Annotated in this window: 17 protein-coding genes; 3 read left to right on the top strand and 14 right to left on the bottom strand. The window is 66.4% G+C overall.

The window, feature by feature from the left end:
• Nucleotides 1-224: 224 nt before the first annotated feature.
• A complete protein-coding gene (locus FAS41_RS07290) occupies nt 225-998 on the top strand; it encodes an AraC family transcriptional regulator (RefSeq protein WP_138520936.1) in 774 nt (257 codons plus the stop codon).
• A 17-nt stretch (nt 999-1,015) separates the two neighbouring features.
• On the opposite strand, the gene FAS41_RS07285 is transcribed toward FAS41_RS07290, so the two are convergent.
• The 4 genes from FAS41_RS07285 to FAS41_RS07270 form a co-directional block, all read right to left on the bottom strand.
• Nucleotides 1,016-2,302: an NAD(P)/FAD-dependent oxidoreductase gene (locus FAS41_RS07285; protein WP_138520935.1), complete on the bottom strand. Its 1,287-nt coding sequence runs from the start codon at nt 2,300-2,302 to the stop codon at nt 1,016-1,018.
• A complete protein-coding gene (locus tag FAS41_RS07280; protein WP_138520934.1) occupies nt 2,299-3,042 on the bottom strand; it encodes an amino acid ABC transporter ATP-binding protein in 744 nt (247 codons plus the stop codon). The genes FAS41_RS07285 and FAS41_RS07280 overlap by 4 nt, the downstream gene beginning before the upstream one ends.
• Nucleotides 3,039-3,695, bottom strand: coding sequence for an amino acid ABC transporter permease (locus tag FAS41_RS07275; protein ID WP_138520933.1), 657 nt, complete (start codon nt 3,693-3,695; stop codon nt 3,039-3,041). Before FAS41_RS07275 ends, FAS41_RS07280 begins: the two co-directional genes overlap by 4 nt.
• Before the next feature lie 108 nt (nt 3,696-3,803).
• On the bottom strand, nt 3,804-4,562 hold the full coding sequence (locus FAS41_RS07270; protein ID WP_138520932.1) for an ABC transporter substrate-binding protein: 759 nt from the start codon (nt 4,560-4,562) through the stop codon (nt 3,804-3,806).
• A 178-nt stretch (nt 4,563-4,740) separates the two neighbouring features.
• Between FAS41_RS07270 and FAS41_RS07265 the strand changes: the two genes are divergently transcribed.
• A complete protein-coding gene (locus FAS41_RS07265; protein WP_138520931.1) occupies nt 4,741-5,517 on the top strand; it encodes an IclR family transcriptional regulator in 777 nt (258 codons plus the stop codon).
• A gap of 10 nt (nt 5,518-5,527) precedes the next feature.
• Here the strand turns inward: FAS41_RS07265 and FAS41_RS07260 are convergent, their stop codons facing one another.
• From FAS41_RS07260 to FAS41_RS07235, 6 genes are all read right to left on the bottom strand, one after another.
• Complete coding sequence (locus tag FAS41_RS07260; RefSeq protein WP_138520930.1) at nt 5,528-9,544, bottom strand: response regulator; 4,017 nt, start codon at nt 9,542-9,544, stop codon at nt 5,528-5,530.
• A 3-nt stretch (nt 9,545-9,547) separates the two neighbouring features.
• Nucleotides 9,548-10,681: a response regulator gene (locus FAS41_RS07255; protein WP_138520929.1), complete on the bottom strand. Its 1,134-nt coding sequence runs from the start codon at nt 10,679-10,681 to the stop codon at nt 9,548-9,550.
• Between the two features lie 116 nt (nt 10,682-10,797).
• Nucleotides 10,798-11,364 carry a cysteine dioxygenase family protein gene (locus FAS41_RS07250; protein WP_138520928.1) on the bottom strand — a complete coding sequence of 189 codons (567 nt, stop codon included), beginning with the start codon at nt 11,362-11,364 and terminating at the stop codon, nt 10,798-10,800.
• Between the two features lie 120 nt (nt 11,365-11,484).
• Nucleotides 11,485-12,249, bottom strand: coding sequence for a precorrin-6A synthase (deacetylating) (gene cobF / locus FAS41_RS07245; RefSeq protein WP_138520927.1), 765 nt, complete (start codon nt 12,247-12,249; stop codon nt 11,485-11,487).
• Nucleotides 12,250-12,521: 272 nt separating this feature from the next.
• The gene (gene metE / locus FAS41_RS07240) at nt 12,522-14,822 is read right to left on the bottom strand and encodes a 5-methyltetrahydropteroyltriglutamate--homocysteine S-methyltransferase (RefSeq protein ID WP_138520926.1); all 2,301 of its coding nucleotides are present in this window, start codon (nt 14,820-14,822) and stop codon (nt 12,522-12,524) included.
• A gap of 95 nt (nt 14,823-14,917) precedes the next feature.
• Nucleotides 14,918-15,727, bottom strand: a complete 810-nt coding sequence (locus FAS41_RS07235) for an AraC family transcriptional regulator (protein ID WP_171049455.1) — start codon at nt 15,725-15,727, stop codon at nt 14,918-14,920.
• Between the two features lie 98 nt (nt 15,728-15,825).
• Here FAS41_RS07235 and panB point away from each other — a divergent pair, with 98 nt between their 5' ends.
• The gene (gene panB / locus FAS41_RS07230; RefSeq protein WP_138520925.1) at nt 15,826-16,650 is read left to right on the top strand and encodes a 3-methyl-2-oxobutanoate hydroxymethyltransferase; all 825 of its coding nucleotides are present in this window, start codon (nt 15,826-15,828) and stop codon (nt 16,648-16,650) included.
• 54 nt (nt 16,651-16,704) lie between these two features.
• Here the strand turns inward: panB and FAS41_RS07225 are convergent, their stop codons facing one another.
• The 4 genes from FAS41_RS07225 to FAS41_RS07210 are packed head-to-tail and all read right to left on the bottom strand — an operon-like array spanning nt 16,705 to nt 22,483.
• On the bottom strand, nt 16,705-18,804 hold the full coding sequence (locus FAS41_RS07225; protein ID WP_138520924.1) for a site-2 protease family protein: 2,100 nt from the start codon (nt 18,802-18,804) through the stop codon (nt 16,705-16,707).
• Nucleotides 18,805-18,809: 5 nt separating this feature from the next.
• Nucleotides 18,810-20,150 carry an efflux RND transporter periplasmic adaptor subunit gene (locus FAS41_RS07220; RefSeq protein WP_138520923.1) on the bottom strand — a complete coding sequence of 447 codons (1,341 nt, stop codon included), beginning with the start codon at nt 20,148-20,150 and terminating at the stop codon, nt 18,810-18,812.
• Complete coding sequence (locus FAS41_RS07215) at nt 20,143-20,919, bottom strand: efflux RND transporter periplasmic adaptor subunit (protein ID WP_138520922.1); 777 nt, start codon at nt 20,917-20,919, stop codon at nt 20,143-20,145. The genes FAS41_RS07220 and FAS41_RS07215 overlap by 8 nt, the downstream gene beginning before the upstream one ends.
• Complete coding sequence (locus tag FAS41_RS07210) at nt 20,906-22,483, bottom strand: TolC family protein (RefSeq protein ID WP_138520921.1); 1,578 nt, start codon at nt 22,481-22,483, stop codon at nt 20,906-20,908. The genes FAS41_RS07215 and FAS41_RS07210 overlap by 14 nt, the downstream gene beginning before the upstream one ends.
• Between the last annotated feature and the right edge of the window lie 23 nt (nt 22,484-22,506).

Below are 22,506 nucleotides of genomic sequence, written 5' to 3'. Positions count from 1 at the left end.
CTTCACTCCTGGGGGCGCCGGCTAGCGCGGCGCCCATGCGATCGGCAGGTGGGAATCGGGCCTTGTTCTGTTGTTGTCGGCCCTGGCCGAAAACTAGGCGCGGCGCGGCCTGGCGTCGTTCTTCCGTGCACGGGCGGAATCGGTCATGCTCCTGCGGACCCGCGACACTGTGCAGGGCAGGGGCACCGCCCTACGCTGGCGGCCCTCATGGCGGAGGCAAGAACATGAATGATGAAACCGAGCGCACCCGCGAGGTGGTCACGCGTTACCACCAGTGCTGGATGAACCGCGACGTCGAGGGCGTGCTGGCGATGTTCCATCCGCAGGTGCAGTACTGCGACTTCTACAACGACCTGGAAATCCCCGCCAGCGAGTTGCCCGGCTATATCCGCACCGCCATGCCGCGCAGCCCGCAGCACCACATCGAGCACATCGACCAGATTCGCGCCGATGGCGACACCGCCTTCATCCAGTACCGCTCGCGCCTGACGTTGCGGCGCAGCAGCCGGCTGGCCTCGTTCCGCGCCAGCGAAGCGATTACCGTGCGCGACGGGCTGATCTGGCGCGTCCACGAATATGCAACGCCGGTGCGCGAGCAGCGCGAGGAGGGCGTCAAGGACCAGCGCCGCCTGGGGCTGAACTCCGCGCAGGTGGGGAAGATGCTGCTGGATATCGAGTCCTACTTCGGCAGCGCCCATCCCTATCTCGACCCGGAGATGGACCTGGAGCGCCTGGCGCGGGCCACCGGCTACACGCGCAACCAGATTTCCTACCTGCTCAACCAGGTGCTCGGCCAGAGCTTCTATCGCTACCTGAACCAGGCGCGTATCGGCCATCTGCTGGAGCGCCTTCGGGAAGAACCGACGGCGCGCATCGATGAACTGGCGTTCGCGGTGGGCTTCAATTCGCTGTCGGTGTTCTACCGCTGCTTTCGCGAGCACACCGGTCAGCCGCCGCGCGCGTACCTGGCGGCGCTACAGGAAGGACGCCCGGCCTGAGCGGCCGGGCGTGTCGCTCAGAGCACGGCGTCGAGCAGGCGATACCAGGCAATGCCCACGCCCAGGTACAGGCGTTGCAGCCCGTGGAAGGGGATCGGTCGCACCGGCGTGATCGGGAAGGGGAAGTCCTTCTCGCGGTCCAGCAAGCGCTCTGCCAGGTGCCGGCCCAGGGCCGAGGCCATGGCGATGCCGCGACCGTTGTAGCCCAGCAGGATGCTGAGGTTGGGGGCCGGTTCATGCAGGCGTGGCATGAAGTCCGGCGTCAGCGCCACGCGGCCACTCCACTGGTACTCGAACTCGACCTCCGCCAGCTGCGGGAACAGCCCCAGCAGCGAGCGCTTGAGGTGCAACCAATCACCGGGCGAGCGCGGCTCGGCAAATGGGCCGCGACCGCCCAGCAGCAGCCGGCCGCGCGCGTCCTGCTTGAAGTACAACAGCAGCCGGCGCGCATCCGAGCAGACTTCGCCACCGGGCAGCACGCTGCGCCGCAGGTGCTCCGGCAGGGGTTTGGTCGCAACGATGAAGCTGTTGGCGGCGATCACCGTCTGCCGCAGCTTTGGCCAGAGGTCGTCGCTGTAGCCATTGGTGGCAAGGATCACCCGCTCGGCGGTGACCTTGTGCCCCGCGTCGGTGGTGAGCTGCCAGCCGCTGCCGTGGCGGCGCAGGTCGGTCACGCGGTTGTGTCCGTGAATGTCCGCGCCTTCACTCAACGCTGCTCGCGCAAGACCGCGCACGTAGCTCAACGGCTGGACGCTGCCAGCGCGCGGGTCGACCCAGGCGCCGAGGTAGTCCTTGCTGCCGATGCGCTGGGCGACGCTGCTCTTGTCGAGCATCTCCACCGGTACGCCGCGCTGGCGCCACTGCTCGGCGCGCTTCTCGATGGCGCGCAGGGCGGCCGGCGAGGCAGCCGGTTGAATCCAGCCCTTGCGGGTAGCTTCGCAATCGATGTCGTAGCGGCGGATCAGCTCGAAGACCTCATCGGCAGCGCCGCCGGCGACGTCGATCAGGCGCTCGGCCCGGTCACCGCCGAACATGCGCCGCAGGTCATCGGGGTCATGCTTGAGACCGGGGATCACCTGCCCGCCGTTGCGTCCGGAGGCGCCCCAGCCCGGCTCGCCGGCATCCAGCACGCAGACGCGTACGCCATTGCGGACCAGGTGCAGGGCGGTGACCAGCCCTGTGTAGCCGGCGCCCACGATGGCGACGTCGACCTGCTTGTCTTCAGCCAGCGCCGGTGTGGCCGGGCCGGCGTTAGCGGTGGCTGCCCACAGCGAGGGCGGCAGTGCCAGGGGCTGGGCGTTCATGCCTGGCCCCCGTCGGTGTTGAGCAGGCGCCGGAGGAATTCCTGGGTGCGCGGCTGGCTCGGCGCGCCGAGTACATCCTTGGCTGCGCCTTCCTCGACGATACGGCCGCCATAGAGGAAGCACACCTTGTCCGCCACTTCGCGGGCGAAGCCCATCTCGTGGGTCACCACCACCATGGTCATGCCTTCGTCGGCGAGCTTGCGCATCACCGCCAGCACTTCGCCCACCAGTTCCGGGTCCAGCGCCGAGGTCGGCTCGTCGAAGAGGATCGCCTTGGGCCGCATGGCCAGGGCGCGGGCGATGGCGACGCGTTGTTGCTGGCCGCCGGAGAGTTCGTCCGGGTAGGCGTCCATGCGGTGGCTCAGGCCGACCTTCTCCAGCAGGGCGCGGGCGTGTTCGCGGGCCGCTTCGGGTCGTTCCTTCTTCACGTACACCGGGCCTTCCATGACGTTCTGCAGGGCGGTGCGGTGGGGGAACAGGTTGAAGCGCTGGAACACCATCGCCACCTGGGTGCGGATTTCATGGATGGAGTGGGCGTGGCGGTCGACGCGTTCCTGGCCGACCAGGATGTCGCCACCCTCGTAGGTTTCCAGGCCATTGATGCAGCGCAGCAGCGTGGACTTGCCCGAGCCGGACGGGCCGATCAGGCACACTACCTGGCCGCTCTCGACCGACAGGTCGATGCCTTCGAGGACGCGGGTGCTGCCGTAGCTTTTGTGCAGCGACTGGATACGGATCATGCTTTCTTCCTCGTGGCGATGCGCGCTTCGAGGCGGCGCAGGGCGAACGACAGCGGCAGGCTGAGGGCCAGGTAGAGCAGGGCGACCAGGGTGTAGACGGTCATGTTCTCGAAGGTCGAGGAAGCGATCAGCTGGCCGGCGCGGGTCATTTCGGCGACGGTGATGGTGGACACCAGCGAGGAGTCCTTGAGCATCATCACCAGGGTATTGCCGTAGGGCGGCAGGGCGATGCGGAAGGCCTGCGGCAGTACCACCCGGCGCATGATCATCGGGCCGCGCATGCCGAGGGATTCGGCGGCTTCGATCTGCCCCTGCTGGATGGCCTGGATGCCGGCGCGGAAGTTCTCCGCCTGGTATGCCGAGTAGGCGATGCCCAGGCCGATGATGCCGGCCTGCATGGCGCTGAGTTGCACGCCGAAGTCCGGCAGCACGAAGTAGATGTAGAACAGCTGCACGATGATCGGCAGGCCACGGATGACGTTGACCACGGAGATGCCGAACAGGGCGACGGCGCGGACTTTCGACACCATCATCAGGGCGAAGGCCAGGCCGATGAGCGAGCTGAGCAGAAAGGAGGCAATCGTGACTTGCACGGTGACCACCGCGCCATTCAGGAGAATGGGCAGGAAGTCCAGGGCGTTCTGGAAAAACATGGGCTTGTCCGTGGGCGGAAATCAGGGGCGGCCGTCACCCTTCACCGGGCGCGAGGCTCCGGCGAAAGGGGCGGGTGAGACTTGGGAATGGTGTGAAGCGGGCGGACGTCAGTCCAGATGCCACTTGCCGATGATGCCGGCCAGGGTGCCGTCGGCCTTGATGCTGGCGATGCCCTTGTTCACCTGGGCGAGCAGCTGCGGATCGCCCTGGCGCAGGATCAGGCAGACCTCGCCCTTGATCTGCGGCTGGTAGCTGTCCACCAGGCGTACCTTTTTCAGGCTGCCCTTGGCCATCTGGTAGGCGAGGATCGGATGGTCGCCGAAGCCGGCCTTGATGCGCCCGAACGCCAGGTCGCGAGTGAGGTCGGCGAGGGAGTCGTAGCCGCGCACCTCCTTGAAGATGCCGCGCTGGTTGAGCTTGTCGATGAAGATGGTGCCGACCTGGGCACCGACCACTTCGCCCTTGAAGTCATCCATGCTGGTGTAGGCCTTGTCATCGTCGGCACGCACCACCAGGCCTTCGCCGTACTCGAATACCGGGTCGGAGTACTGCACGACTTTTTCCCGCTCGGGAGTGCGCAGCATGGCGGCGGAGATCAGGTCGATCTTCTTCGCGGTGAGCGAGGGGATCAGTGCGGCAAAGGTGGTCTGGGCGATTTCCACTTCGAAGCCGCCGGCCTTGGCCACGGCCTGGGCGGAATCGACCATCATGCCCTGGATGCTGTTGGTCTGGATGTCGAGGAAGGTGAACGGCACGCCGGTGGCGGTGGCGCCGACCTTCAGCGGTTCGGCCTGGGCGGCCAGGGATGCAGCGCAGCTGGCGACGAGCGCGAGGGCGCAGGAAAACACGCGGAGGCGAGGATGCATTGGTGAACTCCCATTTGACGCGGTTTGTTGTCGTTATGCGTTATGGATGGCCTCGAGGTTCGGCAGGAGGCGTTGGTCGCAATATAAATGATTTACAAGAATCGTAAAGAGATTTATAAATATCGCATATCGATACTAAATGCCTGATTCAAGGCGTTCTCCCTCGCAAGGACGAGACATGAGCGACAACGAAAACAGCCTGTTCAACCAGTCGCTGGAAAAAGGCCTGGCGGTGCTGCGCGCCTTCAATGCGCGCAACCGCACGATGAACCTGGCCGAGGTGGCCGAGGCCGCCGATATCACCAAGAGCTCGGCGCAGCGGATGATCCATACCCTCGAAGCACTGGGGTATGTCAGCAAGCACCCACAGACCAAGCGCTTCCAGCTGACGCCGCAGGTAATGGAGATCGGCTACAACTACCTCGCCGCCGATACCCTGGTGGACGTGGCCAACCCTTTCCTCGCGGAGCTGGCGCAGACCACGGGCGAGACCACCAATCTCACCGAACCGGTACGCACCGACATGCTCTACGTGGCGCGCTTCGTCGGGCCGAAGTTCATCCCGATTCATCTGCCCATCGGCAGCCGCATTCCCATGTACTGCACCGCTTCGGGCCGCGCCTTCCTCAGCGCGTTGAGCGACGACGAGGTGCTGGAGTTGCTGCAGGACAGTGACCTGTCCAGCCACACCCAGTACACCCGCACCTCGCTGGAGGAAATCCTCAGCGAGATCGCCGAGATTCGCCGCAAGGGTTATGCGATCAACAGCGAGGAGTTGTTCCTGGGAGACATGGCGGTGGCCGCACCGGTGCGCAACAGCCAGGGCCGTCCGGTCGCCTCGGTACACGTGGTGGCGCCCACCAGTCGCTGGACCCGCGAGGACGCCGAACGTCGCCTGGCACCGGCAGCCATCGAATGCGCGCGGGCGATCAGCACCTCGATCAGGACGCTCTGAGGCCGCTCGCTCAGGCATGCGGCTGCAGGGGCGCGGGGGTCTCGTCCATCAATCGCTGCAGCTGCGCCAGAGCCCGATCGTAGTCGAAGCCTTCGATGGCTTCGGTTATCTCTCGCAGCAGCCCGGCCCGAGGCGAGTCCGCGAAGACGCGGCTCAGCCGGGCGACCAGTTCGCCGGCGCTGGTGTCGCTGTGCTCCAGCAAACCGTGCAGCTGCCGGAAGAGGGCGGTGATCTGCTCCTCGGTCATGGCGGCCGCAGGCGGCTCCGCGGGGGAAGCTGTGGCGAGATTCGCCACGCTCGCCAGCACCGTCTCCAGTTGCGCCTGCACATCCAGCAGCAGGCGCGAGATCAGTGCTTCCGAGGACGATCCAAGGCAGGCGTCTTCCAGCGCTGTGGTCGCCCGTGCCAGTGCCAGGGCACCGATGTTCGCGGCCGCGCCGCGCAGGGTGTGGGCGGCGCGGCGACGGATCGTCGGGTCGGTCGCCGAGTCGAGGGCGCGGAACTCGTCGATGAAATCCCGGTAGCTGGTGTGAAAACGCCGCAGTAGTCGCTCGTAGAGTGCTGCCTTGCCGGCGCAGGTGGCGAGCCCGGCGCGGCTGTCGATACCCGGCAGGTCGAACAGGCTGGCGGGCGATGCAGTGGGTGCCGACGCGCTCGCTGTGCCCGGCCGTTGCCGCGGCTCGATCCAGCGCGACAGGGTGAGGAACATCGCGGGCGGGTCGATGGGCTTGGCGATGTGGTCGTTCATGCCGGCAGCCAGCGCCAGTTCGCGGTCCCCGGCCATGTTGTTGGCGGTCATGGCAATGATCGGCAGCTGCGCCAGTTCCGGCCGCAGGCGCAGTGCCCGGGTGGCCGCGTAACCGTCGAGCACGGGCATCTGGCAGTCCATCAGCACGCAGTCGAAACGCCTGTCGACGGCCAGCAGGTCCAGTGCTTCCTGACCGTTGCAGGCCAGCACGATCTCGATACCGGCATCGCCCAGCAGCTCCATCGCCAGCTCCTGGTTCAGCTCGTTGTCTTCCACCAGCAATATTCGGCTGCCGGCGACACGGGCCACTGCCTCGTCGGTAGCGCTCTGGCGTTCGCGACTGCGCGGCTCGACGACGTTCTGCTTGCCCAGGGCAATGTTGATCGACTCCAGCAGGGTGGAGGGCGTCACCGGTTTGGTCAGTACCGTGCCCAGTTCGACGCCGCGCTGCTGGGCCGCATCCAGAGCCTCCTCGCGGCCGAAGGCAGTGACCATGACCACCGCCGGCACCTCCTCGCAGTGGCCGTCGTGCAGACGCGCAACGACCTCGATGCCATCCATGCCCGGCATCTGCCAGTCCACCAGCACCAGCTGGTAGGGCAGCTGGCGCTGTTCCGCTTCGCTGATCCACTCCAGCGCCTCGTTGCCATTGCGCGCGACGTCCACTTCCAGCCCATAGCTGAGCGCCATGCCGGAGAGGATCTCCCGCGCCGAGGCGTTGTCGTCGACCACCAGGGCGCGCACTCCGAGCAGCTCGTCGGCCCGCAGCATGCGCCGTGGCGCGGCGGCCTCGGGGATGCCGAAGTGCGCGTGGAAGTGGAACACCGAACCCTTGCCCGGTTCGCTTTCCACCCAGATGCGCCCGCCCATGAGTTCCACCAGGCTCCTGGAGATCGACAGCCCGAGCCCGGTGCCACCGTAGCGGCGCGAAGTGGAGGAGTCTGCCTGGATGAAGGACTGGAACATGCGTCCGCACTGCTCGGAGGTCATGCCGATCCCGGTGTCGCGCAGCCAGAAGTGCAGCTCCGCGTCCTCGGCGTCGAGTGCCACAGGTTCGATGCCGAGGACGATCTCACCGCGCTCGGTGAATTTCACCGCGTTGTTGCCCAGGTTGAGCAGGATCTGCCCCAGGCGCAGCGGATCGCCGATCAGTGAGGTCGGCAGGTCCTGGCTGAGCTGGAAGAGCAGTTCCAGTGAATGCTCCTCAGCCTTGAAACCAACCATCGCGGAAAACTGCTCCAGCACGTCCTCCAGGCGGAATTCGACGTGCTCCACGCTCATCATGCCGGCCTCGATCTTCGAGAAGTCGAGGATGTCGTTGATGATACCCAGGAGCCCCTCGGCGGAGCGGTTTACCTTCTGCACGTAGTTGTGCTGGCGCGCGTCGAGCCCGCTTTTCAGGGCCAGGCTGCTCATGCCGATGATCACGTTCATCGGCGTGCGGATCTCATGGCTCATGTTGGCGAGGAACTCGCTCTTGGCCCGGGTCGCTTCCTCGGCCAGTTCCTTGGCACGGCGCATCTGCTGCTCGACCAGCTTGCGCTCGGTGATGTCGTACAGCCAGGCGAGCATGGCGGGTTCGCCGTGGTGGACTATCGGCAGGTAGGTCGCGAGGATGTCGCGCTCGGCGCCCTGGCCGTCATACAGGCGAACCTCACGTTCGAGCATCTGCTCGCCGGACAGCAGCTCGTTCCAGACCGCTTCGCGCTCCGTCTCGTCGACGTAAAGCCCGGCTGCATTGTCGCCCACCTTGAGCCCGAAGCTGGTGGCGAAGGCAGGGTTGACCAGGTGCAGGTGCTCCTGGGTGGAAATGGCGACGCTGACCGGGCTGCAGTCGAGGATGTACTGCAGGCGCTTCTCGCTTTCCTGCAGGGCTGCGGCCTGGCATTCCATCTGCTCGGCCTGGGTCAGGGTCTCCTTGAGGAGCTGTTCGGTGCGCGAGGTGCGCTCGAGGATTTCCAGGTTCATCGCCAGCAGCGGGACAAATTCGCCGAGCAGGTCGAGCTGGCTCGGGCCAAATTCCTGAACCCCCTCCAACGCGAGCACGCCGACCAGGCGCTCACCATGGATCAGCGGGAGAACATCGAGTCTCCGCGCTGGGGAGGACCCATCCTCCGCCGCGTTTTCAGGTCGGGGCAGGTGGATTGCCGCGCGCTGTTTCGCGCACTGACCGATCAGCCCCTGGCCGACGGCCACGCGATGAGGTGAGTCAGGGCCTGGCGCGTAGCTGCCCAGCAGCACCAGCTCGGCATTTTTCTCATCATGAATGTGCAGAGTGGCACGCCGCAGCCACATCGGTGGGGCCAGTGCCTCCAGGGCACGGTCGCCCAGTTGGCGGGACCCGGCGACGGACTGCATGGCCATGCTCAGCGTCGCCACCTGGGTCTTCACCCAGCGCTGGTCCGCCATCTGCCGGGCTTCGGATTGCAGGGCAGTGATGGCCCGCGCCATCTCGCCAATTTCGTTGGGGTAATCCTGGAAGGGAACGACCACGTCCAGTTCGCCCTTGCTCAGTGCGTCGACCGAGTGCCTGAGCCTGTCGGCCGGGCGGCGAATGGACAGGCTGATGAGAATGGCGAACAGGACTCCGCCACCCACGCACAAGGCGAGGAGCCAGAAGGTCAGCTCGACACTGCGCAGAAAGTGCTCGGAGGCACGATTGACCTCCAGGTCCGCTCCTGCGCGCTTGATTTGCCCCACTTCGGAAAGTGCCTGGTTGGCGACCTCGCCAGGTCGCTGGAGCTCAGTGGACGACAGCAGGGCAATCGCCGCCAGGTCCGAGGAGTGGCCCGCACTGGCAGGTTGATCGTTGAGTTGCAGCACCCGGTCGATCTGGCCCTGGTACTCCTCGTAGGCGACCTCGAAACGGATCAGCTCCTGCTGCGCGCGGGTGCGGTAGATGAGCGGACGTGCCTGTTCGATCTCCTCGCGCAAGGCCGCCTGGGTTTCCTTGAGTTGCCCCAGTGCCTGCTCCCTGGCGCCGGTGTCCGCCGCGAGCACCGTCTGGCGAACACTCCTGCCGATGCTGGCCAGCGCGACCCGGGCGGCATCGATATGGGCAAGGCCGAGCATTTCCTTTTCGTAGATCTGGGTGATCCGCTGAGTCTGCTCGCGCTGGACGTACAGGCTGTACAGACCGATGAACAGGGCAAACAGGAGGATGCCGCCAAACCCGATCACCAACCGTGTCCTCAGCTTCAGCCGCTGTAGAAAACCGAGTGGAGTCACTATCGGGGCGCCTCCTGGCGGGGCTGCTCTGGATCGATGAAGGGGGAGCATCGGTCAAGTGGGCGTGGCGCCCTCGGCAGGATGAGCTTCCTTGTCGCCGAAGCGTTCGGCGATGCGGCGGAATTCGTCCTGAAGAGTGAGGAACGCGTCGACCACGTCAGGATCGAAGTGCTGGCCGCGCTGGCCGCGGATGTGCTCGACGGCGGCTTCGTGAGGCATGGCGTTCTTGTAGATACGCCGGCTGATCAGTGCGTCGTAGACATCGGCCACCGCCATCAGCCGAGCCGACAGCGGAATAGCGTCGCCGGCCAGCCCCTGAGGGTAACCCGAGCCATCCCACTTTTCGTGGTGGCCGTAGGCAATCTGTTTGGCCAGTCGGAGGAAGGGCACGTCCATCCCGAGCCGCGCCTCGGCCGTCTCCAGGGCATCCAGGCCCAGGGTGGTGTGCGTCTTCATGACTTCGAACTCTTCGCTGGTGAGGCGGCCCGGCTTGAGCAGGATGTGGTCGGGGATGCCGACCTTGCCGATGTCGTGCAGTGGCGCCGATTTGAACAGCAGCTGCCGCGTCTCCTCATCCAGCTCGGCGGTGAAGCGCGGGTGCTGCTGCAGGTGCTCGGCCAGCGCGCTGACATAATGCTGGGTACGGCGAATGTGGTTGCCGGTTTCGTTGTCGCGAGTCTCTGCCAGAGAGGCCATTGCCAGGATGGTCACGTCCTGGATGGCCGCCAGCTCGCGGGTGCGCCGTTGCACCTCCTGTTCGAGGTATTCGTTCTGGTCACGCAGGAAGTCGGCGGCGGCCTTGATGCGCAACTGGTTGTCCACGCGCATCAGCACCGTGGGCGGGTTGATCGGCTTGGTCAGGTAGTCCACGGCGCCCAGCTCCAGACCGCGTATTTCCTCATCGGCGGTGTCCTGGGCAGTGATGAAGATCACCGGTATATGCCGGGTTCGGGCGTCGTCGCGCAGGCGCTTGCAGACCTCGAAACCATCCATGCCAGGCATCATCACGTCGAGCAGGATGAGGTCCGGCGGCTCGTCCGACTGGGCGATCTGCAGTGCCTTCTCGCCACTGCGGGCGGCCTTGACGCAGTACAGCAGCTTGAGCAGCTCCGAGAGGAGCGTGAGGTTCTCGGGAGCATCGTCGACGATCAGGATCGTCGGACGAACAACGGGACCAGGCGCATTCATTGACCGTCCTCCGCCGAAGGGGCGCGCCAGAGCTATTCCTTCCTGTGCGCCGGAACCAGTATAGCCCGCGCTGGGCGTGGCCTCCGGCTATTCGGGAGGCTCGCCTGGCAGGCGGCTCAGCCGTTGTGCTCGACCTCGACGAATTGCCGCGTGCCGGCCTCGACGTCATAGATGTGGTAGTTGTTCATCATCCGCCCGTAGAGGTGCAGGCTGACCGCACGCGGACGCTCGGCGGGGACGCCGGTGACGTGGATGTGGTCGGGGTTGGGGACGAAGCTGGTAACCGCGCCGGGCGGCAGCAGGATCATGCCGCCCTTGACCAGTTCGATGCCTTCATCGCGGTGGCGGTCAGCGGACAGGCAAACGTAGCTGCGCTCCTCCAGCACGCCTTCGACTATGCCCACCACGCCCCAGCTGCCGTGGTCGTGCACCGGCGTCCATTGGCCTGGCGACCAGACCAGCGCGTAGAGCGACAGGTTGTCGTCAGGGGCCTGGTAGACCAGGTTGCGCGCATAGTGGAACGGGTCGCTCTGGTAGTGGTGCGCTTCGAGGAAGTCGCCGGCATGGGCCAGCAGCTCCATCATGAAAGGTGCCAGCGTGGCCACGCACTGGCAGGGCTCGGACTCCTGCCGGCTGAGCTGGGTAGCGTGTTCGATGAAGCGGGCGAGGGTGGCGTTGGGCATGAGCGGTGCGCTCCGGCGGGCGTTGGCGACACAACGCAATCACTCTAGCCGCTTTTGCCGAGCCTGCTCAGAACCGTGGGGCGCATGCCCCGGCACGGGTTGTCTGCCCTGCTTGGGGGCTCAGGCGTCCTTCGGCCCGCGCCGCAGCAGGTAGGTGTCCATGATCCAGCCGTTGGCTTCGCGGGCCGCCTGGCGGGTGCGCTGGATGTCTTCGCCGACCTCGACGAGCCGCCCGCTACGCAGGATCTCGTCTGGCGTGCCGAGGTAGGCGCCCCAGTAGATTTCCAGTTCCGGATCGTCCAGCTGGCGGTAGGTATCTTCGGCATCGAGCATTACCACGACGCTCTGCGCATTGGCCGGGAACCCTTCGGCCAGACGGCGACCGGTGGTGATCTGCACCGACTGGCCGATGGCGTTCAGCGGCACCCGGTGGCGCGCGGCCAGGGCCTGCACGCTGGTGATGCCGGGGATCACCTGATAGTCGAAGTTCACCCGGCCCTCGCGCAGGACGGCGTCGAGGATGCGCAGGGTGCTGTCGTAGAGCGATGGGTCGCCCCAGACGAGGAAGGCGCCGCACTGGCCATCCTGCAGTTCTTCGTCGATCAGTCGTTCGAACACCTGTTGCTTGGCGTGGTTGAGGCCTTGCACCTGCCCGGAATAGTCGCCTTCGCGGGCGCGTTCGGGGCTGTCGGCTTCGACGATGCGGTAGTCGATACGGGAGACGTAGCGCTCGAGGATGTCCCGGCGCAGCTGGAGCAGCTTGACCTTGCTCGCGCCCTTGTCCATGAGGAAGAACACGTCCGCGCGGTTCATCGCGTTGATCGCCTGCACGGTGAGGTATTCGGGGTCGCCCGCGCCGATGCCGATGATGAGCAACTGCTTCATGTCTGGTCCTGTGTGCCGTGGAGCGAAGGCCTTCAAGACTACGCCTGTCCGGCGGTGCGCTCATCTGCCGGGTCGTCGCGGTGCAGCAGAGCAGGTGTTCGCCGTTGTTCCGCTGCGAGCGGATGCCAATCGCGGACGGAGTCCGCTCCTGCGAATCCGATGTCGTGTGTAGATCGTAGGATGGGTGGAGCTTGCGATACCCATGCTGTCGTTGCGCAGGGGCGATGGGTATCGCTGCGCTCCACACCATCCTATGAACGGCGGCAGGCCGGTCAGCCCAGCAGCGCCACGTCCCTGCGCAGCTCGCGGGCGGCCGCGACCATGTTCACCAGCGCCGCTTCGGTCTCCGGCCAGGCGCGGGTCTTCAGGCCGCAGTCGGGATTGACCCACAGGCGCTCGGCAGGGATGCGCTGGGTCGCCTTGCGCAGCAGCTTGACCATCTCGTCCTTGCCCGGCACGCGCGGCGAGTGGATGTCATAGACACCCGGACCGATCTCGTTGGGGTACTCGAACTTCTCGAAGGCCTCCAGCAACTCCATGTCCGAACGCGAGGTCTCGATGGTGATGACGTCGGCGTCCATGGCGGCGATGGACTCGATCACGTCGTTGAACTCGCTGTAGCACATGTGGGTGTGGATCTGGGTTTCATCGCGTACGCCGGAGGCGCAGAGGCGGAAGGCTTCGGTGGCCCAGTCGAGGTAGCGACCCCAGTCGCTGCGGCGCAGGGGCAGGCCCTCGCGGAACGCGGCCTCGTCGATCTGCACGATACGGATGCCGGCGGCCTCCAGGTCCACCACTTCGTCGCGGATCGCCAGGGCCAGCTGGCGTGCCTGCACCTCGCGGGAGACATCTTCGCGCGGGAAGGACCACATCAGCATGGTCACCGGGCCGGTCAGCATGCCTTTCATCACCTTGCTGGTGAGGCTCTGGGCGTACTTGATCCACGCCACGGTCATCGCTTGCGGTCGGCTCAGGTCGCCGAAGATCACCGCCGGTTTCACGCAGCGCGAGCCGTAGCTCTGCACCCAGCCGAAGCGAGTGAAGAGGTAGCCGTCGAGCTGCTCGGCGAAGTACTCGACCATGTCGTTGCGCTCGGCTTCGCCGTGTACCAGCACGTCCAGCCCCAGGTTCTCCTGGATCTCCACGGCATGGCGAATCTCGCTGTGCATGGCTTCCGTATAGTCGGCAACGCTGAGCTTGCCCTGTCTGAAGGCCTGGCGCGCGAGACGGATCGCAGAGGTCTGCGGGAAGGAACCGATGGTGGTGGTGGGGAAATCCGGCAGGTTGAGGCCGGCGCGCTGCTTGACGATGCGCTCGGCGAAAGGCGACTGGCGCTGACTGTCCTGCGCATGGACGGCGGCCAGACGGGCCTTCACTTCCGGCTTGTGAATACGCGGCGAGGCGGCACGGCTGGCCTGTACGGCGCGGCTTTGTTCCAGCGCGGCCTGGACTTCCGGCGCTTGGGGCTCATTGACGGCACGGGCGAGCAGGGCGACCTCGGCGCACTTCTGCACGGCAAAGGCCAGCCAGCTCTTCAGCTCGCCGTCGAGCTGGTCTTCGCGCTCCAGGTCCACCGGGCTGTGCAGCAGCGAGCAGGACGGCGCGACCCAGAGGCGCTCGCCGACACGCTCATGGGCGTGTCGCAGCACTTCCAGGCTCCTCTCCAGGTCGCAGCGCCAGACGTTGCGGCCGTTGACCAGGCCGAGGGAGAGAATCTTGTAGGCCGGCAGGCGGTCGAGGATGGTCGGGAACTGCTCCGGCGCGCGCACCAGGTCGAGGTGCAGGCCGTCCACCGGCAGGCCGGCGGCCAGCCCCAGGTTGTCATCCAGGCCGCCGAAGTAGGTGGCCACCAGTTTCTTCAGCGGCTCGCTCTGCAGCAGGTTGTAGGTACGCTCGAAAGCGTTTTTCCACTCCTGCGGCAGGTCGAGGGCGAGGATCGGTTCGTCGATCTGCACCCATTCGACGCCTTGTGCAGCCAGACGACGGAAAATCTGGCCATAGAGCGGCAGCAGGCGCTCGACCAGATTCAGCTTGTCGAAGTCAGTCCCTTTGGTCTTGCCCAGCCAAAGGTAGGTCAGCGGGCCGATCACCACCGGCTTGACTGCATGGCCGAGTGCGTGGGCTTCTTCCACTTCCTCGAAGAGTTGCTCCCAGCTCAGCTCGAACGGCTGGTCAGCGCTGAACTCGGGGACGAGGTAGTGGTAGTTGGTGTCGAACCACTTCGTCATTTCTTGCGCGTGGGCGCCGCCGCAGCACCTATCACTGACTCCGCGCGCCATGGCGAACAGCGTCTGCAGGGTCGGCTTGGCGTCGCCATGGGCGCGGAAGCGCTCGGGGATCACGCCGAAGGTCAGCGAGTGGGTCAGCACCTGGTCGTACCAGGCGAAGTCGCCCACCGGCAGCAACTCGATGCCGGCGTTTTTCTGGATCTGCCAATGGGCAGCGCGCAGTTCGCGGCCAACGGCGCGCAGGCCGGCTTCGTCCAGCTCACCTTTCCAGAAGGCCTCCTGGGCTTTCTTCAGCTCGCGGTCGCGGCCGATGCGGGGAAAGCCGAGGTTGTGTGCCAGTGCCATGTGAATCTCTCCATTGAATCAGCGAATGGTGAGATTCTCCTGGCGACTTCTTCATGAGACAAACTCAATGTTCTCGCGATGAACATAAGAAATTCTCAAGTTGTGCTGGGCTGGCTACCTGCTCGCATCTGCCGCGCCAAGGCGCCAGGCGAGGTGTTGAGCTGGCGTTGGAACAGCTCGATGAAAGCCGAGGTGGACTCGTAGCCCAGTTCTCCGGCGATCAGCGTCACCGACTCGCCGCGCTCCAGCCTGGGCAGCGCCGCGAGCAGTCGCACGCGTTCGCGCCATTCGCGGAACGACAATCCGGTCTCGTCACGGAACAGCCGCGCCAGGGTGCGCCGCGAGGCGCCGACGCGCTGCGCCCAGTCTTCGATGCCCAGGCGCTCGCCGGGGTGCTCCTGCAGGTGGTCGGTGACGCGCCGCAGCCGGGTGTCGCGCGGCAGGGGCAGGTCCAGGCCGGAGTCCGGCGCATTGTGCAGTTCATCCACCAGAACCTGCATCAGGCGGGCTTCCGGGCCTTCGTCGGGATAGTCGCTGGCGAACTCGCTGGCGCGCTGGATGAGGTTGTCCAGCAGTGTCGAGATCTCCACGACCCGGCAGGGCCCCAGCCCCGCGGCAATCTCCGGGGCCAGGTAGAAGCTGCGGAAGACCACGGCCGTCCGCGCCCGCACGCTATGGCAAACCCCTGCCGGCAGCCACATGGCGCGACGGGGCGGGATCAGGCACGCGTGCTGCTCGGTGCTGGCCTCGAGAACCCCGCTGGCGGCGTACATCAACTGGCCCCAGGGATGGGTATGTGGCTCCACGCTGTGGCCGGCCGGCATGTCGAAGGCGCGCAGCCAGACGGGGCGGGGCAGGGAAGCGAACCCGGGAAGCGCCAGAGGATCCTGTCCCGTCGACGGCATAGCTTGTCTCTCTCACGGAAGTGGGCCACGAAGCGCCGATGGTAGCGTCTTTCCCGGCCAATACCAGCCCCCAAAACCATCCCACAGCGGAGAGCACCATGAGCAGCCATCGCCCGCAACAACGCCTGTCCACCCTCGACATCCGCCAGCGCCACGAGCCTGGCAGCCTGGTCGTGCTGACGGCCTACTCGACGCCCATGGCCCGGCTGCTCGATCCGCACGTCGATGTGCTGCTGGTGGGGGATTCGCTGGGCATGGTGCTCTACGGCATGCCGCACACGCTGGCGGTCAGCCTGGACACCATGATCGCCCACGGCGCTGCGGTGGTCAGGGGCTCGCAACGGGCCTGCGTGGTGGTGGACCTGCCTTTCGCCAGTTACCAGGCCTCGCCGCAGCAAGCGTTTCTCGCCGCCGCGCGGGTACTGGCGGAAAGCGGTGCGCAGGCGGTGAAGCTGGAAGGCGGGGCGGAGATGGCCGAGACCATCGCCTTCCTCATCGAACGCGGCATTCCGGTGATGGCGCATATCGGCCTGATGCCGCAGAAGGTCAACGCCCTCGGCGGTTTCAAGGTTCAAGGCAAGGAGGAAGCCGGCGTCGCGCAGGTGCTGCGCGATGCGGATGCCGTTGCTGCGGCCGGTGCCTTCAGCGTGGTGCTCGAAGGCGTGCTGGAGCCGGTGGCGCGGCAGGTCTGCGAGCAGTTGGACATCCCGGTGATCGGCATCGGCGCTTCACCCGCCTGCGCCGGGCAGGTGCTGGTGACCGAGGACATGCTGGGGCTTTCCGGCGAGCAGATTCCGCGCTTTGCCCAGCAGTACGTGCGGGTGGACGAGCTGATCGGCGCGGCGGCCGAGCGTTTCGCCAGCGAGGTGCGCGAGCGCCGGTTCCCGCAGGCGCGGCATTGCTTCGGGATGGCGAAGGAGTAAGGCCGACGCGCCAGCCCTGCCTGCGGATCGCGGCAGGGCCGGCTTATAGCGGCGCTAGAAGCCGCTCTCGCGCAGGGCGACAGCCAGCAGGCGGGTAAAACCTTCGCCCAGCCAGCTGCGCCGGGCGCCCTCGATCTGCAGGTGGCCACGGGTCTCGTGCAAGCCCGGCGGCGCTGCGTCGAGCTTCACCAGCACATGGAACAGCGCCGGATTGGGCACCAGCGCTTCGCCCTGAGGATTGACGTTCAGCGGGCCGCCGTAGCGCGAGGCGAGCATCGGTTGCTCCAGCTGGCTGATGCGCGTGGTGCCGATCAGCACCACTTGGCCCTCGATGGGGCGCGGCACACCTTCGGGGTAGAAGCGCACATGGCCGCCATCGGTGAGGCGTTGCACTTCGTCCTGCTTGACGTAGGCATCCACCAGCCAGTGCTGCGGGTCCACCAGTACGCCGATGGGCTCGCGGGTGTTGATCCACTGGCCGGGCTTCCAGTCCGGATTGACGTCCATCCAGCGGCCGGCGAAGGGTGCCTGCAGGTTCAGCCTCGCCATCTCGTTGCGGGCGGCGCGAGCCTGCTGGTACTCCACGCCCAGCCGCTGGCGGGTGACGGCCTCCTCGGAGAGCCCGGACGGGTCGGCGAGCATGCCGGCCAGCCGTCCCTGGTAGCCGCGGATGCTCGCCTCGCTGCCGGCGACCTTGGCGGCGATATCGGGTTCTTCCATCACGGCCAGGGTTTCACCCTTGCCGACTTCGCCGCCCGGGCGCAGGTCGCGCAGCAGCGCGGGGAAGGGCGCGTAGACGTGCAGCTGCTGCGCCGCGCGAGCCACGCCCATGGCGTGCACCTGGGTGCGCCAGGGGATGGCGAGCAGCAGGAGCACGGCGACCAGTGCCGCGAAGAACACCAGCTTGCGCCGCGGCTTCACTTCCGCGCGGCGCTGCCACCAGACCTTGAGTTCACGCCACACGGGCTGAACGATGAACCAGCTGATTTCCACGGCGAACAGAAAGATTCCCAGCAGTTTGAAGAAGAAGTAGTAGACCGCCACGGCGATGCCGAGGAACAGCAGCAGGCGGTAGACCCAGGTGCCGAAGGCGAAGGCCACCAGCGCCCGGCGCTTGCTGGTGGGGAAGTGCTCTGGCCAGGGCTCCTCCAGCCCCAGCAGGTTGCGCCTCAGCGTGGTCCGCGCGAGGGCGCCGGCGCGCTCGTGCAGGTTGGGGAAGTCCAGCAGGTCGGAGAAGATGAAGTAGCCGTCGAAGCGCATGAAAGGGCTGGCATTCAAGGCCAGCGACAACGCCCAACTGGTCGTCGCCAGGTACAGCAGCCCGTTGCGGAACGGGCCGGGATCGGCCAGCGCCCAGCCCAGCGTCGACAGCCCGGCCAGGCCCAGTTCGGTGATGATCCCGGCGCTGGCGATGGCCAGTCGCTGGCGGTTGCTGCGCAGCTTCCAGCTCTCGCCGGTGTCGGTGTAGAGCATCGGCCACATCACCACGAAGGCGATGCCCATGTGCGCGACCTTCAGCCCCAGCCGCGTGGCCACCAGCGCGTGGCCCAGCTCGTGGAATGTCTTGGCCACCACCAGCGCGGCGGCGAAGCTCAGCAGACCTTCGAGAGAGAAGGATTCCACGACGTCATGGGTGAAGGTGTCCCATTGGTGGGTTACCAGGACGATGCCGGCCAGGCTCAGTAGCAGCACCAGCATGGCCACGTAGCGATTGAACAGCCAGTCGAGGCTGCCGGCGATGGCGCGCAGGAAACGCTGCGGGCGGAGCAGCGGAATGCGGAAGAACAGGTAGTGGTGCAGCCACCAGTTCCAGGTCGTCCACTGCTTGCCTTCACTACGGGCGGCCAGCCGTGCCAGCGCCTCGGGGCCAGGGCGCAGCAGCTGGTGCTGTTCGAGGAACTGGCGAAAGCCCAGCACCTGCTCGGCCTCGGGCTTGAGGGCAGTCTGCTCGGCGATCTGCTCGCTGATCTGCCGGGGCGTCTGCTCCCAGCGCAGCAGGCATTCGAACTCCAGCCAGCCGATGCGGTAGAAGCGATTGAGCACGCTGTCGTGGATCACCCAGACCGGCTCGCCGTCCGGGCCAGGGGCAGCTTCGTCCAGGCGCAGGTCGTCCCGCAGTGGCGGGGTGGGCAGGTCTTCGGCGGCAATGTCCATCGCCGTTACCAGCCAGTCCAGGCGCGCAGGGATGCCAGCGGGCGGCGCAGCAGGTAGTAGCCGAGCACGACGCGCTCACCGTAGAGCTTGGCGGTGCCATGCAGGCCCAGGCGCGCGTGGGGCGGCGCGTTCTCGACGCTGGCCAGCAGGCGGTAGGAGGCCACGCCTTCGTCGCTGGGCTTGGCCTGGTAGCTGGTGTCGAGGATTTCCCCATGCAGCGGGTCCAGTGGGTAGGCGGTGAGGAACAGCGCCACTTTCGCCCCCGGCTCCAGCGCGATGGCATCGGCCACCGGCAGCTGGATGCGCATGCCCGGTGCCTTCGGGTCGGCGATCTGCAGGATGCGTTCGCCGGTCACCACCGGCTTGCCCAGCCAGTCGTTGGGGTCGCTGTACACGGCAACGCCGGCGCGCGGCGCAAGCACGCGGGTGCGCGCCAGTTGCGCCTGCACGGCGGCCAGTTCGGCGCGGCGCTGACGGGCACGGCCGTCGAGCACCGTCAACTCACTCTTGCTCTGTGGGTTGTCGAAGGCGCGCTGGCTGGCCGCCATGAGCTCGGCGTCGGCCACGGCGACTTCCTTGGCCAGCACGTCGGCGCGGCTGCGCAGAGTGGTCTCGTCCAGTTCGAAGAGCGGCGTGCCGACTTCCACGCTCTGGTTGGGACGCACCAGCATCTTGACGATCACCCCGTCGATCGGCGAGCTGATCACCTGGGCGTTGCGCGAGACGACTTCCGCCGGCGCCAGGGCGGTCTGCCGCACCGGGATCAGCAGTAGCGCGGCCAGCGCGATCACACCGATCAGCACCTGGCGCCTGCTCGGTCGCCAGAAGCGCAGGCGGGTACGTGGCCCGAACGCTGCCCAGGCGTGCGCCCAGGTCTGCCAGATGCCCTGCAGCAGCGGTTGCAGATTGCGCGCCGGCGGTTCGTCGAGGAGGAACAGCACCAGCCCCAGGCGCTTGCCCGCGCGATCGTGCAGCGGTACGCACCAGAGCCCGGCGGGCCACCATTCGCTCCAGCCCTCGGCGATGTCGGCAGGCGGTTCGATGGCATCGCGGGCCAGCCAGGTGGGCGTAGCGTCGGGTATCTGCCCGGCTACCCAGCGACTCGCGCGCTCCAGCCAGACCAGATAGGGCGAGTCCTCCGTCGGCTTGGCCAGTCCCGACACCGCCAGCAGCTCGTTGCGCGATTCATGGCAGGCGAACACCAGCGCCTGGTGGAAGCGCAGCAGCGGGAACAGGTCGTTGGCGATGCTGAAGGCGAGGCCGCCGAGGGAGTCGGCCGTCAGCGCCTTGTCGCGCACATTGGCCAGGCTCAGCAGCAGCTGGGGTGGCGGCAGCAGCTCACTCATGGCTTTCGGGGAAGCGTGCGACCCCGCTCATGCCGGCGATCAGTTCGGGATAGCTGGCGTCCAGCTTTGCCTCCAGCTCCACGGTCTGCGCCACGGCGTCAACCCGCGCGTTGATCACGCTGACCTTGGCGGGGTATTGCTTGCCGGTTTCGTGGATGTCCACCTCTAGTGGCATGTCCGGGCGCAGGCTGGGCAGCATGGAAGAGGGCACGTTGAGGCGCACCTTGAGGGCGCCGTCGCTGACCAGGTCGAACAGCGGAGTGCCGGCCGTCACCGTCTGGTACGGCTTGACGTAGACCTTGGCGATGCGACCGGAGAAGGGCGCGTCGACCAGGCAGTAGCCGGCCTGGGCGCGGGCCAGGGTGAGTGCGCCGTCGGCCTTCTGTACCTCGGTATTGGCCATGGCGACTTCGAGGTCTCCCACGGCATCGAGCTTGCGCAGGTTCTGTTTGGCGGCAAGGTTGGAGCGGGCCATGTTCAGTTCGGCGGCGGCGACCTTGGCGCGGGCGTTGACTTCCACGCAGTTGAGCTGGGCCAGTTCGGCGTCCTTGGCGACCTTGTCGCCGAGGCTTGCCTTGAACGCGCCGAGGGTGCCGTTCATCTGGGCGGAGAGGGTGGTTTCCAGGTTGGATACCAGCAGCACGCGAATGGCGCCGGGGTCCTGGTTGTCAGGTAACGGCGGCAGGGCGCCGGTGCTGTCGTCGGCCAGCGCCGGCTGGAGCAACATCAGGTACAGAGGGAGGAGCAGGTACGACTTACTGCGCGGCATTGGCGATTTCCTTCTGCCCTGCGGATGCTTGCCCGGCGGTCGGTTTAGCGGTCGTCGGGCCGCTGCTGGCGAGCAGGTTGGTGCTGGTCTGTTGCTCCAGCGTGCGCTGGATTTCCCGTGCGAGGGTCTTCACGTCGTGGTTCTCGATTTCCTTGGGCATCACCTCGAAGCCCACCGAGTTGTACAACCGGCCCCAGGCGGCCTGGGCGTCGGAGTAGGCGGCTTCGCGCTGGTAACGCGAGAGCAGGTAGCGGCCTTCGGCGCGGATCAGCTCCAGTTCGCTGCCCAGGGCGGCGCCACGGGCGGACTGGGCGTAGCTGAGCAGGCTCTGGTCGACGCGCAGGCTCTCGTCGGCGAACTCCACTTCCTGCCTGGCCAGCTGGTAGCGCAGCAGGCCGACGCGGACCTGGGTGAGGATGGCCATGGACAGCGCGGTGCGGCGCATGTCGTCGGTCTTTTCCTGGCTGGCTTCGGCGGCCTTGATGTCCGGGTACTGGGCCAGGCGCAGCAGGTTCATCGAGACGTTGATGCCGGTCTGGTTCCAGTCGTTGTTGTACAGGTACTTGTTGGAGTCGTACTCGTAGCCGTAGTTGAAGCTCACGTTGGGCCACAGCTGGGCCTTGGCGATCTTCAGGTCGTTCATGTCGACGCGCTTGCGATACCACTCCTCCATGATTTCCGGGCGGCGTTCCAGCGACAGGCGCTCGAGTTGGTCGATATTGTTGGTGACCAGCGGCAGCGGTTGCTCGCCGATGTCGGCCAGGACCATCTTGGTGTTCGGCGGCAACGACATCAGCGCGGCCAGCTCGGCGCGGGCGAACTCCAGGTCCTGGCGGCGTACGGTGAGCATGTACACCGAGTCGAGCAGGGCGCGCTGGTAGGCGAGGATGTCCTGGCGCGGCAGCAGGCCCTTGCCTTCGGCCTCGCGGGCGGAGGTCAGGGCGCGGTGGGTGCGCATCAGCAGGCCGTCCACTTCCGGCAACAGGCGCTGGGCGCCCAGCGCGCGCCAGTAGGCGTTGCGAACGTCCTGCAGGACGTTCTGCGCGACCTTCTCGCGGCGCTCCTCGGCCATCAGCATCTGGTCGTTCTTCTGCTGCGTGCGGTAATAGGCGACGCCGAAGTCCAGCAGGCTCCAGGACAGCCCGAGGCTGTAGAGCTGGCGGTAGCGTTCTTCCGAGGTGGACGGCCGCAAGCTGACCTGACGATCCTCGATACCGATGGAGGTACCGCCCGAGTCGTTGTTGCGCCCGGCGTAGCCGGCGGAGGCGACCACACGCGGCAGCATCTCGTGGCTGGTGACGTCACGCAGGTCGGAGGCCAGCGCGCTTTCCAGCAACTTGAGGCGGTAGTCGAGGTTGTACTTCAACGCACGTGCCGAGGCTTCGTAGAAGGTGATCGGCCCGTTGACCGGCTCCTGCTCCTTGTACATCCGCGCCTGGTCTTCGATCACCCGCTGGCGCATCTCCTCCTCGGTGTAAGGCTTGGGCTCGAAGGCCGAGCAGGCGCTGAGGAGAATGCTCACGGTGATGGTTGCGCTCAGGCATTTCAGTGCGTAGGCGGGCATGTTCTGTCCTTGATCGATTCGAA

It is taken from the genome of Pseudomonas nicosulfuronedens, from assembly GCF_005877905.1.
In the GTDB taxonomy this organism is placed as follows: Bacteria; Pseudomonadota; Gammaproteobacteria; order Pseudomonadales; family Pseudomonadaceae; genus Pseudomonas; species Pseudomonas nicosulfuronedens.
This window is presented reverse-complemented; position numbering and strand designations above follow the sequence as displayed.